10 protein-coding genes are annotated in these 12,975 nt (G+C 65.7%); 5 read left to right on the top strand and 5 right to left on the bottom strand.

What is annotated here, in order from left to right:
* Positions 1-79 precede the first annotated feature (79 nt).
* From EYS42_RS09130 to EYS42_RS09115, 4 genes are all read left to right on the top strand, one after another.
* The gene (locus EYS42_RS09130; protein WP_130967843.1) at positions 80-1,417 is read left to right on the top strand and encodes a pectin acetylesterase-family hydrolase; all 1,338 of its coding nucleotides are present in this window, start codon (positions 80-82) and stop codon (positions 1,415-1,417) included.
* 136 nt (positions 1,418-1,553) lie between these two features.
* On the top strand, positions 1,554-2,333 hold the full coding sequence (locus EYS42_RS09125; protein WP_130967842.1) for an enoyl-CoA hydratase: 780 nt from the start codon (positions 1,554-1,556) through the stop codon (positions 2,331-2,333).
* A 148-nt stretch (positions 2,334-2,481) separates the two neighbouring features.
* Entirely contained in the window at positions 2,482-3,282 is an 801-nt protein-coding gene (locus EYS42_RS09120; protein ID WP_130967841.1) for a sulfite exporter TauE/SafE family protein, read from the top strand.
* A 15-nt stretch (positions 3,283-3,297) separates the two neighbouring features.
* Entirely contained in the window at positions 3,298-4,431 is a 1,134-nt protein-coding gene (locus EYS42_RS09115) for an ABC transporter substrate-binding protein (protein WP_130967840.1), read from the top strand.
* Positions 4,432-4,436: 5 nt separating this feature from the next.
* Here EYS42_RS09115 and EYS42_RS09110 read toward each other — a convergent pair whose 3' ends face one another.
* Both EYS42_RS09110 and EYS42_RS09105 read right to left on the bottom strand, forming a co-directional pair.
* A complete protein-coding gene (locus tag EYS42_RS09110) occupies positions 4,437-5,171 on the bottom strand; it encodes a 2OG-Fe dioxygenase family protein (RefSeq protein ID WP_130967839.1) in 735 nt (244 codons plus the stop codon).
* A gap of 98 nt (positions 5,172-5,269) precedes the next feature.
* Positions 5,270-5,695: an acyl-CoA thioesterase gene (locus EYS42_RS09105; RefSeq protein ID WP_425358879.1), complete on the bottom strand. Its 426-nt coding sequence runs from the start codon at positions 5,693-5,695 to the stop codon at positions 5,270-5,272.
* 76 nt (positions 5,696-5,771) lie between these two features.
* On the opposite strand from EYS42_RS09105, the gene EYS42_RS09100 reads away from it, so the two are divergent.
* Positions 5,772-7,595, top strand: a complete 1,824-nt coding sequence (locus EYS42_RS09100; protein WP_130967838.1) for an ABCB family ABC transporter ATP-binding protein/permease — start codon at positions 5,772-5,774, stop codon at positions 7,593-7,595.
* 30 nt (positions 7,596-7,625) lie between these two features.
* On the opposite strand, the gene EYS42_RS09095 is transcribed toward EYS42_RS09100, so the two are convergent.
* The 3 genes from EYS42_RS09095 to EYS42_RS09085 all read right to left on the bottom strand — a co-directional run bounded on the left by EYS42_RS09095 (position 7,626) and on the right by EYS42_RS09085 (position 12,940).
* Positions 7,626-9,575, bottom strand: a complete 1,950-nt coding sequence (locus EYS42_RS09095; protein ID WP_130967837.1) for a right-handed parallel beta-helix repeat-containing protein — start codon at positions 9,573-9,575, stop codon at positions 7,626-7,628.
* A gap of 92 nt (positions 9,576-9,667) precedes the next feature.
* Positions 9,668-10,234, bottom strand: a complete 567-nt coding sequence (locus EYS42_RS09090) for a cohesin domain-containing protein (RefSeq protein WP_130967836.1) — start codon at positions 10,232-10,234, stop codon at positions 9,668-9,670.
* Between the two features lie 60 nt (positions 10,235-10,294).
* Positions 10,295-12,940 carry a C25 family cysteine peptidase gene (locus EYS42_RS09085; RefSeq protein WP_130967835.1) on the bottom strand — a complete coding sequence of 882 codons (2,646 nt, stop codon included), beginning with the start codon at positions 12,938-12,940 and terminating at the stop codon, positions 10,295-10,297.
* Between the last annotated feature and the right edge of the window lie 35 nt (positions 12,941-12,975).

The following is a 12,975-nucleotide window of genomic DNA, read 5'->3' as shown; positions in this document are numbered from 1 at the left end:
TCCCCGACAGGCTGTGGCGCAGGCATGCAGAAAAATCGGTGCCAAGAAGTTCACAGACCACTGTGCCGAGGAGACCCCCATGCCCGCCAAGCCAACCATCGTTCGTTCCAGCCTGGGTGCCATCGCCCTGGCGTGTGTCGCCACCGCTGCCCAGGCTGCCCAGCCCTGGACCCCGGACACCACCGGCAATGTGGGCCCGGCGCCCACCAGCTTCAACAAGTGGGAAATGATCGAGTTCCCGGCGTCCACGGGTGCCTCGTGCGGCAACGGCAGCCCCTACCGCATCTTCATCAACCGCACCACCACCGCGGCCGACAAGGCCAAGACCGTCGTGATGTTCGAAGGCGGCGGCGCCTGCTGGGAGCAGAACGCCTGCCAGCAGAAAGACGGCGTGCTGGGGGCCACCAACTACAACGGCATCAAAGAGAACTACATGACCGGTGGTGGCCTGGCCCTGTACGGCTGGGTGACGCCCTTCACCTCGCGCAACCACCCGCTGCAGAAGGTGCAGACCCAGTCGTGGAACATCATCTACGCCCCGTACTGCACAGGTGACGTGCACTCGGGCAACAAGAGCAATGTGTACGGCGACGCCGACCCGAAGACGGCCATCACCTACCGCCACAAGGGCTTCATGAACGGCCAGGCCATTGCCAACTGGATGGGCAAGCACCTGCCCAAGCAGGACAAGCTGCTGGTCACGGGCTTCTCGGCCGGTGGCGCAGGTGCCACGTCCATGTACGGCCTGATCCGCCTGGCCGTGCAGCCCAAGCAGTCGGCCATGCTGGCCGATTCGGGCCCCATCTTCCAGGTCAACCGCAGCGACTCGCCCGAAGTCTCGCCCTCGATCCACCTGCACAACACCATCCGTGACAAGTGGGGCATCGAAGGCGAAGAAGGCCTGGCCAACCGCATGCTGGCCACCTTCCCGACCGCAGGCACCATCGAGAACCTGGGCAGCCTGACCACCGGTCTGGCCCGCGTGTTCCCACAGGACCGTTTCGGCTATGCCACCTTCCAGGCTGACGCCATCTACTCGTCCTTCTCGTACACCAAGTTCTACCCGGAGATCGCCGCCGCCCCCGCCGGCAGCAAGCGCGACGCCCTGTTGCTGGCCAAGTGGCAGCCCGAGGTCAAGAAGTGGGTCACGGCCATGCAGCCCGAGCCCAACATCGGCTACTACGTGCCCTATGGCCGTGATTTCCTGAAGTCTCACACCCTGACCACGGCCACCTTCAGCGGCACGGCCATCAAGGAAGCCGGCATCAAGGACATCGGCGCCTTCACCGACAACCTGCTGGACCCCAGCAAGCCCATCATGCGCGTGGTCGAACAGAACCGCACGGTGCAGAACTCGCAGGGCATCGGCTTCTTCTCGAGCTTCTTCAACACCTTCTACGCCCTCATCGGGCTGTGACCGCCACGCGGTGAGGTGAATCCGGCGTGCGCGATTGACGCGCGCCTGACAAAGGGGTGAGGTGGCCCACGCACAACGCGTGTGGCGCCTCACCCCTTGCGGTTTAATGCGGGCACTGCTGTTCAGGAGCCCCGCCATGAATGCCCCGACCGAGATCCTGCGTCACGAAGACGCCGGTGTGCTGACCCTCACGCTCCATCGCCCGGACAAGAAGAACGCGCTGACCGCGGCCATGTACGCGACCTTGGCCGACCAGTTGAACGAGGCGGCCCAGGCCCAGGCCGTGAAGGTGGTGGTGCTGCAGGGCAGCGAGCAGGTGTTCACTGCCGGCAATGACCTCCAGGACTTCCGCGACCACCCGCCCGTGCCCGGCAGCGAGCCGCCGGCGCCGGTGTACCGCTTCCTGGAAGCGCTGCGCACCTTCCCCAAACCTTTGCTGGCTGCCGTGGCTGGCCCGGCCGTGGGCATCGGCACCACCTTGCTCCTGCACTGCGACCTGGTGCATGCCGCCGACAATGCCGCCTTCAGCCTGCCCTTCGTGAACCTGGGGCTGTGCCCCGAGGCCGGCGCCAGCGTGCTGCTGCCGGCCCTGGTGGGGCGCCAGCGTGCCTCGGAACTGCTGTTGATGGGCGAGGCCTTCTATGCCGACGAGGCCTTGGAGATGGGCCTGGTCAATCGCGTGGTGCCACCGCCAGCGCTGCACGCGGGCGTTCAGGCCCTGGCGGCCCGCCTGGCCACGCGCCCTTTGAGTGCGCTGATGGCCACCAAGGCCCTGATGAAGCGCAGCCAACCGGCCCTGCAAGAGGTGATGGACGCCGAGTTCGCCCAGTTCGGGCAGATGCTGCGCGCACCGGCCTGCCGCGAAGCCCTGGACGCATTCATGGCCAAGCGCAAGCCGGACTTCACCGGGATGTGACGTGCTCAGGCCTCAGTTGGTTGCAACTGGTTGCCATTGACACCTCGAGTCACTTACAAACTCGGCGCGATTCGCAAAAATCCCCCTCAAATAAAGGGGGGGCTTCGGACAGGCCAGAGCCGGACTCCCCGTCAACCGGGAGGATCAAATGGATCTGCTGTTGCTGGCCTTGGTGGGTGGTGTCTCCGGCGTGATTGCCGGTTTGGTGGGTCTTGCCGGGGGCATCGTGGTGGTGCCCGCCCTGACCTGGATGTACGGGCCTTCGGCTCTCCACACGGCGATTGTGGTCTCATGGTTTGCCGTGTTGTTCAACTCGATCGGGGCGGCCAGCAAGCAGATCCGCATGCGCAGCCCTGATGAACGGCGGGCCCTGCTGCGGGGCTCTCGCTGGTTCATGCTGGGGGCGGTGCTGATCACGCCGGTGATCGCTCTGGCGGCCAGCGAAGTCAAGGACGTGGTGCAGCCGGCCATGGTGGCGGTGCTGCAGTTGTGCCTGGCGGCAGTGATGCTCTGGCCGATGGCTGATGATGCCGCACGGGCCCTGCAACCCGAGCGCCATCGCCCGGTGGTCGATGCTTCTTTCGGGGGCCTGATCGGGGGGGTATCCACCTTGATCGGGGTGGGTGGCGGCACCTACACGATTGCTTACTTCGTGTATGGTGCAGGCTCTCGTTTTCGGGATGCGATAGCCACGGCCAACCTCACCGGTCTGACCGTCGGGGCCTTGTCCGTACTTGGGTATCTGGCCTCCCTGGTGCTGTTTCAGCACCCCGAATCGGCCCACGAGGCTGGACCGATCTCGACCCTCGGCATGGTGGTCCTGATTGTGGCGGGAACCGCTGCAGCGCCGCTGGGGGTCCGCTGGTCGACCCGCCTGCCCACGAAGACGCTGCGTCAGATCCTCATTTTTGCGTTGATGATCTCGGCAGGGAGGCTGCTGTGGTCGTGACGCACCACGCAGTCCATGTCGCACCTCTCCCGTGTTGCCTTGTTCCTGGCCCTGGCCGTGTCGGTCGGGCAAGCCCAGTCGGCTGAAGAGATCCTGATTGGCCAGACCGCCGACTTCTCGTCGGTGGCCGGCCAGCAGATGAAAGACTTCAACCTGGGCGTGCTGGCGTACTTCAACCACGTCAATGCCAAGGGCGGCGTCAAAGGGCGTCCGATCACCTTGATCTCGCGTGACGATGCCTTTCAGGCGGCCAAGGCCGAAGAAAACGCCAAGGCCCTGGTGTCGCAGTCGAACGTGATCGCACTGTTCGGTTCGCGCGGCACCGACCCCTCAGAGGCTGTGATCAAGGTGGCCGAGGCCACGCGCACGCCCCTGGTCGGGCCCATCACGGGGGCTGATTCCATGCGTGAGTCGCGCTACACCTTCCCGGTGCGCGCCGGCTACCGTGACGAGGTCAAGGCCATGCTGGAGCACATCTCCTTCGTGCCTTCGCGCCTGGCCGTGCTGGTGCAGGACGACAAGTTCGGCAACCCGCTGTTCGCCTTCATCGACAAGTCGCTGCGTGAGCGTTATCGCAACACGCGCCTGGTCAGCACGGTGCGCTTCCCGCGCACGCAGAAAGACCTCAAGACCGAGGCCTCCAAGGTGCTGGAAAGCGAGCCCAACGCTGTGATCGCCTTGTGCAACCCCACCTCGTGCGAAAGCTTTGTGCGTTCGATCAGCGAGCAGGCGGTGGCGCAGTCGCGGCCTCGCCCGACCATCTACCAGACCTCGATCTCCGACATGTATGCCCAGTTCAAAAAGCTGGGCGCGCCGGTGGTGGCGGGCAACCCGTTCACCCAGATCACCCCCGACCCGCACCGGGGCATCAACCCGCTGGTGAAAGACTACCGGGCGGCCATGGACCGGGCCAGGCAGCCTTACAACTACCGCAGCTACGAGGGCTATTTCTCGGCTGCGGTGCTGGTGGAGGCCCTCAAGCGCGCGCCTTCACTGACCCGCGAGGGCCTGGTGCAGGGCTTCGAGCAAGGCCTGTCCAACGGGGTGGAAGTGGGCGACGTGAAGGTGCGCTACAGCCCCGGTGACCACCAGGGCAGCCAGTACGTGGACCTGGTCACCATCGACCGCGACGGCCGACTGGTGCACTGACGGGATCAGCCCGGCCCCTGGAAGCCGTTGCGGCGGAAGGTCAGCACCAGGGTGTCGCGCCAGCCGTAGCCTTGCAGGGGCTGGATCGGCGTGCTTTCGTGGATCACGCGCACGTCGTCGAGCAGCAGCAGGCTCCAGGGCTTTTGCAGTGTGAAGCGCACGCCGTGCGGGCCGTCGGCCTCGAACACGCGCGTTTCACCGCCCTTGATGCCGTGGCGCTCGAGCAGCAACACGGCCACGAAATCGACGCCGTCGCGGTGCGCGCCTTCGGGCGTGGGGCGGCCGATGCCGCCTTCGGTGTCCACGCGGAACTGGTGCGCTTCGATGGACCAGGTCTCGGCGGGCAGCGTGCGCGCCAGCACCACCCCCAGCTGCGTCAGCAAAGCGCGCCACACCGGGTGGCGGGCGATGGCGGGTTCGATGGGTTCGAACCAGCGCTCGATGCCGCCATGCAGCGCGTTGTATTCCACCGGCTGCCAGTGGGCGCGGTGTTCCACCTGCGTGAGGGCTTCACCGTCGATGTCGAGCGTGTAGCAGCTGTGGCGGCGCTTGCGGTAGCGTCCGCCGTCTTTCAGGTGGGTGTCCGGCTCCAGCCGGTTCCAGCTGTCGTGCAGGCGCTGGAAGTCGGATTCGGTCGCGCCCAGCCAGTCGGCCAGCTGTTCAGGGGTCATCAGGGCCCAACCGTGGCTGCGCAGGCGGTCGGGCAAATCGAGGGGGGCGGTGGGCTGGACGATCTGCATGACGGCGATGGTCGCACAAATGGCCCGGGGTGCGGCTGCGGTGGCGCAAGGCCCTTCAACAAAGGCCCGACAGCCCGGTGGCAGCCTGTCGGGCGGGCTCAGTCCTTCGGGATGGGGCGCGGCTGGCCTTCGTGGTCGATGGCCACGTAGGTGACTCGGGCCTCGGTGACCTTGACCAGCAGCGGATCAGAGGGACGGCGCTCGGCCCACACCTCCACGTGCATGGTGATCGAGGTGCGGCCGACCTTGTCCACGCGGGCGTAGAACGACAGCAGGTCACCCACCGACACCGCCGAGCGGAACACGAATTCGTTGACGGCCACGGTGGCGATCTTGCCCCGCGCGATGCGGGCCGGGATCACGCAGCCAGCCAGGTCCACGTGCGACATGATCCAGCCACCAAAGATGTCGCCATTGCCATTGGCGTCTTTGGGCATGGGCATCACGCGCATGACCAGCTCCATGCCAGGGTGGAGGTCGGGCGGGGTGAGCAGGGTGGCGGTGCGCGAGGTGGGAGCGGTCATCTGGGAGGTGCCGAAGCAAGGCTTTCGCAGAGCATCGACAATCTGGGCACAAACACAAGACCAGAATTGTCCGCCCATGCGCCGTTTTGCACAGTCGCCTGTCACAGAAAGCCCCACGCCAGGCTCGGCCCCGGCCAGCGCGGCCCGCTCCGACCGGGACACCCTGGCCCGCCTGTGGCCCTACCTGTGGGCTTACCGGGGGCGTGTGCTGCTGGCCCTGGCCTTCATGGTGGCGGCCAAGGTGGCCAACGTGGGCGTGCCGGTGCTGCTCAAAGAGCTGGTGGACCGGCTGGCCCCCAATGCTTCGGCCCCTGCGGCCCTCATGGTGGTGCCGGTGGGCCTGCTGCTGGCCTACGGCCTGCTGCGCCTGAGCACCTCCCTGTTCACCGAGCTGCGCGAGCTGGTGTTCGCCAAGGCCACCGAGGGTGCTGCGCGGCGCATCTCGCTGCAGGTGTTTGCGCACCTGCACGCGCTGAGCCTGCGCTTTCACCTGGAGCGCCAGACCGGCGGCATGACCCGCGACATCGAGCGCGGCACGCGGGCCGTGCATTCGCTGATTTCCTACTCGCTCTACAGCATCGTGCCCACGCTGATCGAAGTGGCCCTGGTGCTGACCCTGCTGGGCACCAAGTTCGACATGGTGTTCGTGTGGATCACGCTGGGCGCACTGGTCAGCTACGTGGCCTTCACGGTCACGGTGACCAGCTGGCGCACGCGCTTTCGCAAGGCGCAGAACGAGCTGGATTCGAAGGCCCACACGCGGGCCATCGATTCGCTGCTGAACTACGAGACGGTGAAGTACTTCAACAACGAAGACTTCGAAGCCCGCCGCTACGACGAGAGCCTGGAGCGCCTGCGCCAGATGGCCGTGAAAACCCAGCAGAGCCTGTCGGTGCTGAACACGGGCCAGCAATGCATCATTGCCGTGGGCCTGATCCTGATGCTGTGGCGCGCCACGCAGGGCGTGGTCGAGGGACGCCTGAGCGTGGGTGACCTGGTCATGGTCAACGCCTTCATGATCCAGCTGTACATCCCGCTGAACTTCCTGGGGGTGATCTACCGAGAGATCAAGCAGTCGCTGACCGACCTCGACAAGATGTTCACCCTGATGGAGCGCGACCGCGAGGTGGCCGACGAGCCCGACGCCAGGCCCCTGATGGTGAAGGCGCCACCGGCGGTGCGTTTCGAGAACGTGGTGTTCGCGTACGACCCCAGCCGGCCCATCTTGCAGGGCGTGAGCTTCGAGATCCCGGCGGGGCAGACCGTGGCCGTGGTAGGGGCCTCGGGTTCGGGCAAATCGACCCTGGCGCGCCTGCTGTACCGCTTTTATGACGTGCAGCAGGGCCGCATCACGGTGAACGGGCACGACGTGCGCCACCTCACGCAGGACAGCCTGCGCCGCCACATCGGCATCGTGCCCCAGGACACAGTGCTGTTCAACGACACGGTGGCCTACAACATCGCTTACGGGCGCACCGGCGCTTCGCGCGAAGAGGTGGAGCAGGCGGCCAGGTCGGCCCGCATTCATGAGTTCATCGCGGCCACGCCCAAGGGCTATGAGACCATGGTGGGCGAGCGCGGGTTGAAGCTCTCAGGCGGTGAAAAGCAGCGCGTGGCCATCGCGCGCACGCTGCTCAAGAACCCGCCGATCCTGGTGTTCGACGAGGCCACCTCGGCCCTCGATTCGGCCAACGAACGGGCCATCCAGGCCGAGCTGGCGGCGGTTGCCCAAGGCAAGACGGTGCTGGTGATCGCGCACCGGCTGTCCACCATCGTGCAGGCGCACGAGATCCTGGTGATGGACGCCGGGCAGATCATCGAGCGCGGCACCCATGCCCAGCTGCTGAACGCCAACGGGCGTTATGCCCAGATGTGGCGCATGCAGCAGCACGAGGGATGACACCTGACACCCATGGGGCCATCGAGCGCGTCACATGCTGAACTGACAGGCTGCCTGCTGACTGCTGCTCAACACGTTGCCAGTGAACGCGGTCAGCACCAGCGATTCGCTGCGCGCGGCCATGTCGGCCGACAGCGTGGTGGGAAACGCGTAGTTCGCCACTTCGCTGCGGTCAGGTCCTGTGCCGAACTGAGCCAGTTGTGTGTTCCATTCGGCCAGGGTGTACGCAGGCTTGGACGTTGCCAGGACGGTGTCTCCAGGCACCAGCTTTTTCAGGGCGTTCTGAGTGAAGCGGGCACAGTACTGGTTGCCCGAAACGGTCAGGCTGTTCACCACGGGTTGCGCAGGGTCGACCACCAGTGACATGGCCAGTTCCTGGGCACCTGTGCCCGTGTTGTTCCAGGCCAGTCGATTGCCACTGAAGGTGTTGCGGTACGGTGCAAAGGTGGTGTCGGTCGGCAGGATCGTGCGTGAATCATGCGGTGTGACGATGCCGAAGCCGCTGTTGCCGATCACCCAGTTGTTCAGGATGCGGCTGTCAGATTCTTTGACCTGCATGCCTTGGCCCCGGTTGCCGAACACCTGGTTGTTCTGCACCAGATTGCGTGCGTTGATTTCCAGGAACAGGCCGATCAGGTTGTAGGCCACCACGTTGCCATCCACCACGTTGTCGTCGTTGTGGGTGTCCAGCCAGATGCCATGCCCCTGGTTGTTGTAGACGCGGTTGCGGCTGAAGGTACCCTGGTCCATGCCTTCGATCGCAGGCAAGGGGTTGGGCAATGACAGCGAAGCTTGCGCAGCCTGCAGTTCCTTGCCGCCGATGAACTTGATGCCGCCGGCTTCCCAGTCGGTTTCGAAGCCACGGGTGTTGTTGTAGCGCACGATGTTGTTGCTGACCGTGATGCGAGCCCCGTGGCCGGCCAGCCCGGACTGCCCACACCGCTCCAGCGTGGATTGGGTCACAGCGTTGTCCATGCCCACCAGGCTCACGCAGGTGGCATCGGCTTCTCGCACGATCAGATTTTCCAGACGGATGTTGCGCCCCATCAGCTGAACGGCCGCGCCGCGAGTGAACGAGGTGGCGCTGTTGCGCTCGACGACCAGATCGCGCACGGTGACGTTGTCGATGTTCCGTGGGTACTCTGCACCCATCAGCACGTGCTGGTACACGCTGACCTCCATCAGGCCCTTGTCCATCGGCGCCGCCAGCTTCACATACAGCGTCTTGTTGGGGGCGTCGTGGTAAAACTGATTCACCGCCAGTGCCGTCCAGGGTGTGGTTGTGACGGGGGTGATTCGCCCTGGCCACAAGGTTTTGCCCCCCAGCTCCTGTTCGATCGCGGCGTAGTCACTGCCCACGGGTGACGGGAAGCTGTAAGTGCGGAACACCTTGCCCCCCACTTGCTGCAGCGAAGTGGTTCCGTGGAAGACCTGCTGGGGCTCCAGCACATGGGGCTGCCCGCTGACAGGGTCTGTGGGCCAGGCGCTGCTGACGGCAGACCAGGTGCGCTTGTACACATAGCCCTTTGTCAGCATGCGGCTCCAGTTGGTGTCGACCACCAGACTGCCCCTGATTGTCGGGTTGCCGGTGCCGGCCCATTTGCGCACCAGGGTGTGTCGCTGATTGGGGCCTTCGCTCAGGGCGCCCAATGCCATCACCGAGCGGGCCAGCGTTCCGCTGGCGGGCAGCTTGCCATCGACCGTGCCACGGTAGGGCTTGCCATTGCCCGCGATGATCAGCTCCGCGCCAGGCTTGAGCACGGCCAATGCGGCAGGCAAACTCGTGAACGGCTTTGCCGCTGAGCCACAGGCCCCTGGTGCGGTGGACACACACGCCGTGGAGGCCGTGTTGTCCACGTAGATCTGTGGGCTGTAAAGGCTGGGGTTGCCTGGGTCAGGTGGGTTGGCGGCCTGGGTCGTGATGCTCCAGGTGGCGAGCACAAAAAAGCCGGCCAAAGCCGGCACCGTGTGGTGGCGCATGGTGTTCCTTCCTGTTTGCGTTGAACGCGCCAAGTTTATCCACCCATGCAGTGGGCCAGCACAGGGTTGATGCCCGGTGCTGGCCCTTGGCCTCAGGCGCGAGTACGGCGCGCAGCCATGACGATGCCCACGCCAGCCAGCAGCAGGGCCAGGCTGGCCGGCTCTGGCACCGCACTCACGTTCACGGTGGCCGAGCCGAAGCTGGGGTTCACCTGGTTCACGTCCACATCGGCGAACACATAAGGCGTGCTGGGCGACAGCTGCACACGCGAGGTGCCCGCGCCCACGGCCGTGAAGTTCAAGGTGGCGGCGAGGAAGTCACCGGCCTTGGGGTTGCCGAAGGTGTTGAACGACACGTCGGTGACCGTGCCCGAGGCGGGGTCCAGCAGGCCGGTCGAGCGGAAGAACTCCCAGCTGCTCGGGATGGTCATGCCGTCCAGGCGCAGCACGGTGGGGTCGAAGCTCAGGTTGAAGCCGCCGCCAACGATGGCGGTCGGAAAGCCCTGGCCTTCCACGGTCAACGAAAAGCTCTGGCCGACCTCGGTGTCGGTGGTGCCCGGCAGGATCGTCAGGCGCTGGGCCTGTGCATGGCCTGCGCTCAGCAGGGTCAGGGCGGTGGCCAGCAAGGTGGCCTGGAGGGGGCGTTGCATCGTGTTCATGGGGAAGTTCCTTTCGGTGGGGTCAACAAAAAAAGAGGGCAATCAGAAGGTGATGTCGCATCAGCGCTCGCCCAGGTGGAGGGCCGAGGGGCCCGGGCGCGTGCCGAACAGGCGGCGCAACTGGCCGAGGTCCAGCGCATTGACGGCCCCGTCGCCGTTGAGGTCACCGGCGGGGTTGCTGGCACCGAAAGCGGTGCGCAGCGCGCTGACGTCCAGCGAGTTGACGATGCCGTCGTTGTTCAGGTCGGCATCACAGGCATTGCCGTAGCCGTCGTTGTCGGTGTCGGTCTGCGAGGCGTTGGCCACGGCCGAGCAGTTGTCGCGGCTGTCGGGCACGCCGTCACCGTCGCTGTCGGTTTCCTTGTAGGCCGCCTGCACAGGTTGTCCGTCGGTGGCGGCAATGCGCACCACCACGTTCTTGAGCTGCACCGTGTCGCCCAGGTCGATCTCGGCCAGGCCCTGTTCGTCGACCAGGCCGCGGCCCACCTCTTCGCCGGTGTCCGGGTTCAGGGCCACGGCCGTGATGAACTCGCTGCCGGTGGGCTTCCAGTCACCGGTCGCCACGGCCACGCGAGCGATCTTGCCCACCAGCTCGACGTTGCGGATCACCAGTCGCAGCGGCGCGTTCAGCCGCAGGCTCACGGTGGGGTCACCCAGCAGGTTGTAGATGTTGAGCTCGTCGCGCAGGTTGTAGACGGCAGGGCGGCTGCCGCCCGCGGCCAGCGGGTGGCTGTTGGCGGTGGTGCCAGCGGCCACATCGCTCACGTAGGTCTTGGCGTAGTTCAGGATGTCACCCAGACGGCGGATGCTGGTGCCGGTGCCGTGGCTGCTCAGCAGGTTGGGGAACACGGCATCGAACAGGCCCAGGGTCAGGTGGTTGTTGTCGATCGTGCTGCTGGAGCGGGTGTCGCCGATCACGGCCAGTGCGCCATCGGGCTTGCGCAGGAACGCTTCGGCCCAGTACACGCTGCTGGGGCTGGGGCCGTAGCCTGTGCCGACCCTGACGGCCGGCAGGTCAACCGTTTCGTTGTCGAAGATGCCACTGGCGCAGTTGACGCTGAACACCAGCGGGAACTTGTTGCCGGTCACCGAGATGCTGCCCAGGTTGGAGGTGCTGAAGCTGGGGTCGCCCCAGCCTGTCCACCAACCGTGGTCGCGGTGGAACAGCACCGAGGTGCCCGCGTTGACGGCATTGACGATGTCGCCGCCGGTGGCGTTCCAGCCGAAGGTGGGTTTGCGCAGGTCGGCCGGCACGGCGCCGCCGCCGTTGTAGAACTTCGGGTCTGCGCCCGATGGGGCGGTGTACAGGCGGGCCACGTTGTAGCCCAGGCCGGTCAGGTGGTTGCGCACGATCTCGCTGGTTTCCACGAACCAGCGGTCGTCGGTGACCATGCCCTGGAAGTACGAGGCGAAAGTGAATCGCTTGTAGTAGTTGGCGTTGGCGCCCGTGCCTGCCGGTGGGTTGAGCTCGTAGGCCTTGATCTTGTTGACGATGGTCTGGGCCTGAGCCTGGGTGTCCACCGGCAGGCGGCCGATGCCGAAGGGCGGCACGGTCACGCTGGTGGCCCCTGCCAGGAACTGGCCGTACCACATGTCACCTGCATTGCGTGCGGCATCCCAGCCATTGGGCATGTCGTAGTGGGTGGGGATGAATTCGGCATCGCCCATGAACAGCACCCAACGCGGCCGGATCAGTCGGGTGTCGTAGAACTTGCTGATCCAGTTGCGGATCTGGTTGGGCGTGGCTGCAGCGCCTGCCCCGGTGATCTCGGCGGTGGTGACCACCTGTGTCGAAATGCCCAGGGCCTGTTTGTGGGCCTTCAGGCTGTCGGCAGCGGCCTTGAAGTTCGGGTGGGTGACGATCAGAAAGCGTGCGCCGAACAGCGTGGGGTCGATCTTGACTGGCGGGGCGCAGCGCAGTTCGTTGGCCAGCGCCTTGTTCACGGCGAACTGGAAGGCGGGCAGGGGCAGGCCCTCGATTTTCTGGTCGATGGCGTCCAGGCCCTTGTCCTGGCGCGTGCTCAGCCACTCCTTGTTGAGCGTGCGGTCGTACAGGAAGCAGCGGCCGGGGTGCTTGATGGTCACCAGGTAGCTGGTGTAGTAGGTCAGCAGTTCCGAGGCCGGGTCATAGCCATAGGGCGCAAAGCGATGGCCCTGCACGTTGGCATCGCCCTTGAACACGGGCACGGTGCCCAGGTCGGTGCCTGGGGCCTTCACGCCTTTGAGGTAGGTGGCCTGGTCGAAGGTGAACTTCGGCTTGTCGTCGACCCCTGCGGCGCTGCGCTCACCGGGTTGCACCGGGTACAGGCGGATGCCACCGAGGCGCTGGATGCCACCTTCTGGCGTGATGGTGACCGTGCTGTCATTGCCGTCGACAGGCAGCACCGTGGAAAAGCCCGCCATCGGCAGTTCAGGCAGGCCCACTTCGCGGCTGTCGCTGATCAGCGGGTTGTTGCCTTGTCGGCTCGAAAACCGCACGAACCGGCCCTGGTCGGTCTCCACCGTTTCAAAGGTCGGCTTGGGCACGAACACGCGCAGCACAGTGCTCTCTGCCGACACGGACACGGCTTGCACTTGCACGCCGCCTTGCGTCTGCGCATGGGCGGTGGGAAGGCACACGGTCTGCAGGGCGGCCAGGCCGAGCAGGCCGGCGATCACGGTCGATCGCAGTGTGGCGTTGTGGGTCCGGGGTCGGGGGTGGGGCATGGGTCTCTCCAGTGGTGTGAGGTGCTGACGCCGGG

Origin of the sequence: Aquabacterium lacunae, assembly GCF_004310865.1 — a bacterium.
Lineage (GTDB): Bacteria > Pseudomonadota > Gammaproteobacteria > Burkholderiales > Burkholderiaceae_C > Aquabacterium > Aquabacterium lacunae.
The sequence above is the reverse complement of the archived record's forward strand: the minus strand, read 5'-3'. Positions and strand labels throughout refer to the sequence as shown.

Coding starts and splice junctions, on each gene's coding strand:
- EYS42_RS09130 (WP_130967843.1), top strand. CDS start 80: ATGCCCGCCAAGCCAACCATCGTTCGTTCCAGCCTGGGTGCCATCGCC.
- EYS42_RS09125 (WP_130967842.1), top strand. CDS start 1,554: ATGAATGCCCCGACCGAGATCCTGCGTCACGAAGACGCCGGTGTGCTG.
- EYS42_RS09120 (WP_130967841.1), top strand. CDS start 2,482: ATGGATCTGCTGTTGCTGGCCTTGGTGGGTGGTGTCTCCGGCGTGATT.
- EYS42_RS09115 (WP_130967840.1), top strand. CDS start 3,298: ATGTCGCACCTCTCCCGTGTTGCCTTGTTCCTGGCCCTGGCCGTGTCG.
- EYS42_RS09110 (WP_130967839.1), bottom strand. CDS start 5,171: ATGCAGATCGTCCAGCCCACCGCCCCCCTCGATTTGCCCGACCGCCTG.
- EYS42_RS09105 (WP_425358879.1), bottom strand. CDS start 5,695: ATGACCGCTCCCACCTCGCGCACCGCCACCCTGCTCACCCCGCCCGAC.
- EYS42_RS09100 (WP_130967838.1), top strand. CDS start 5,772: ATGCGCCGTTTTGCACAGTCGCCTGTCACAGAAAGCCCCACGCCAGGC.
- EYS42_RS09095 (WP_130967837.1), bottom strand. CDS start 9,575: ATGCGCCACCACACGGTGCCGGCTTTGGCCGGCTTTTTTGTGCTCGCC.
- EYS42_RS09090 (WP_130967836.1), bottom strand. CDS start 10,234: ATGAACACGATGCAACGCCCCCTCCAGGCCACCTTGCTGGCCACCGCC.
- EYS42_RS09085 (WP_130967835.1), bottom strand. CDS start 12,940: ATGCCCCACCCCCGACCCCGGACCCACAACGCCACACTGCGATCGACC.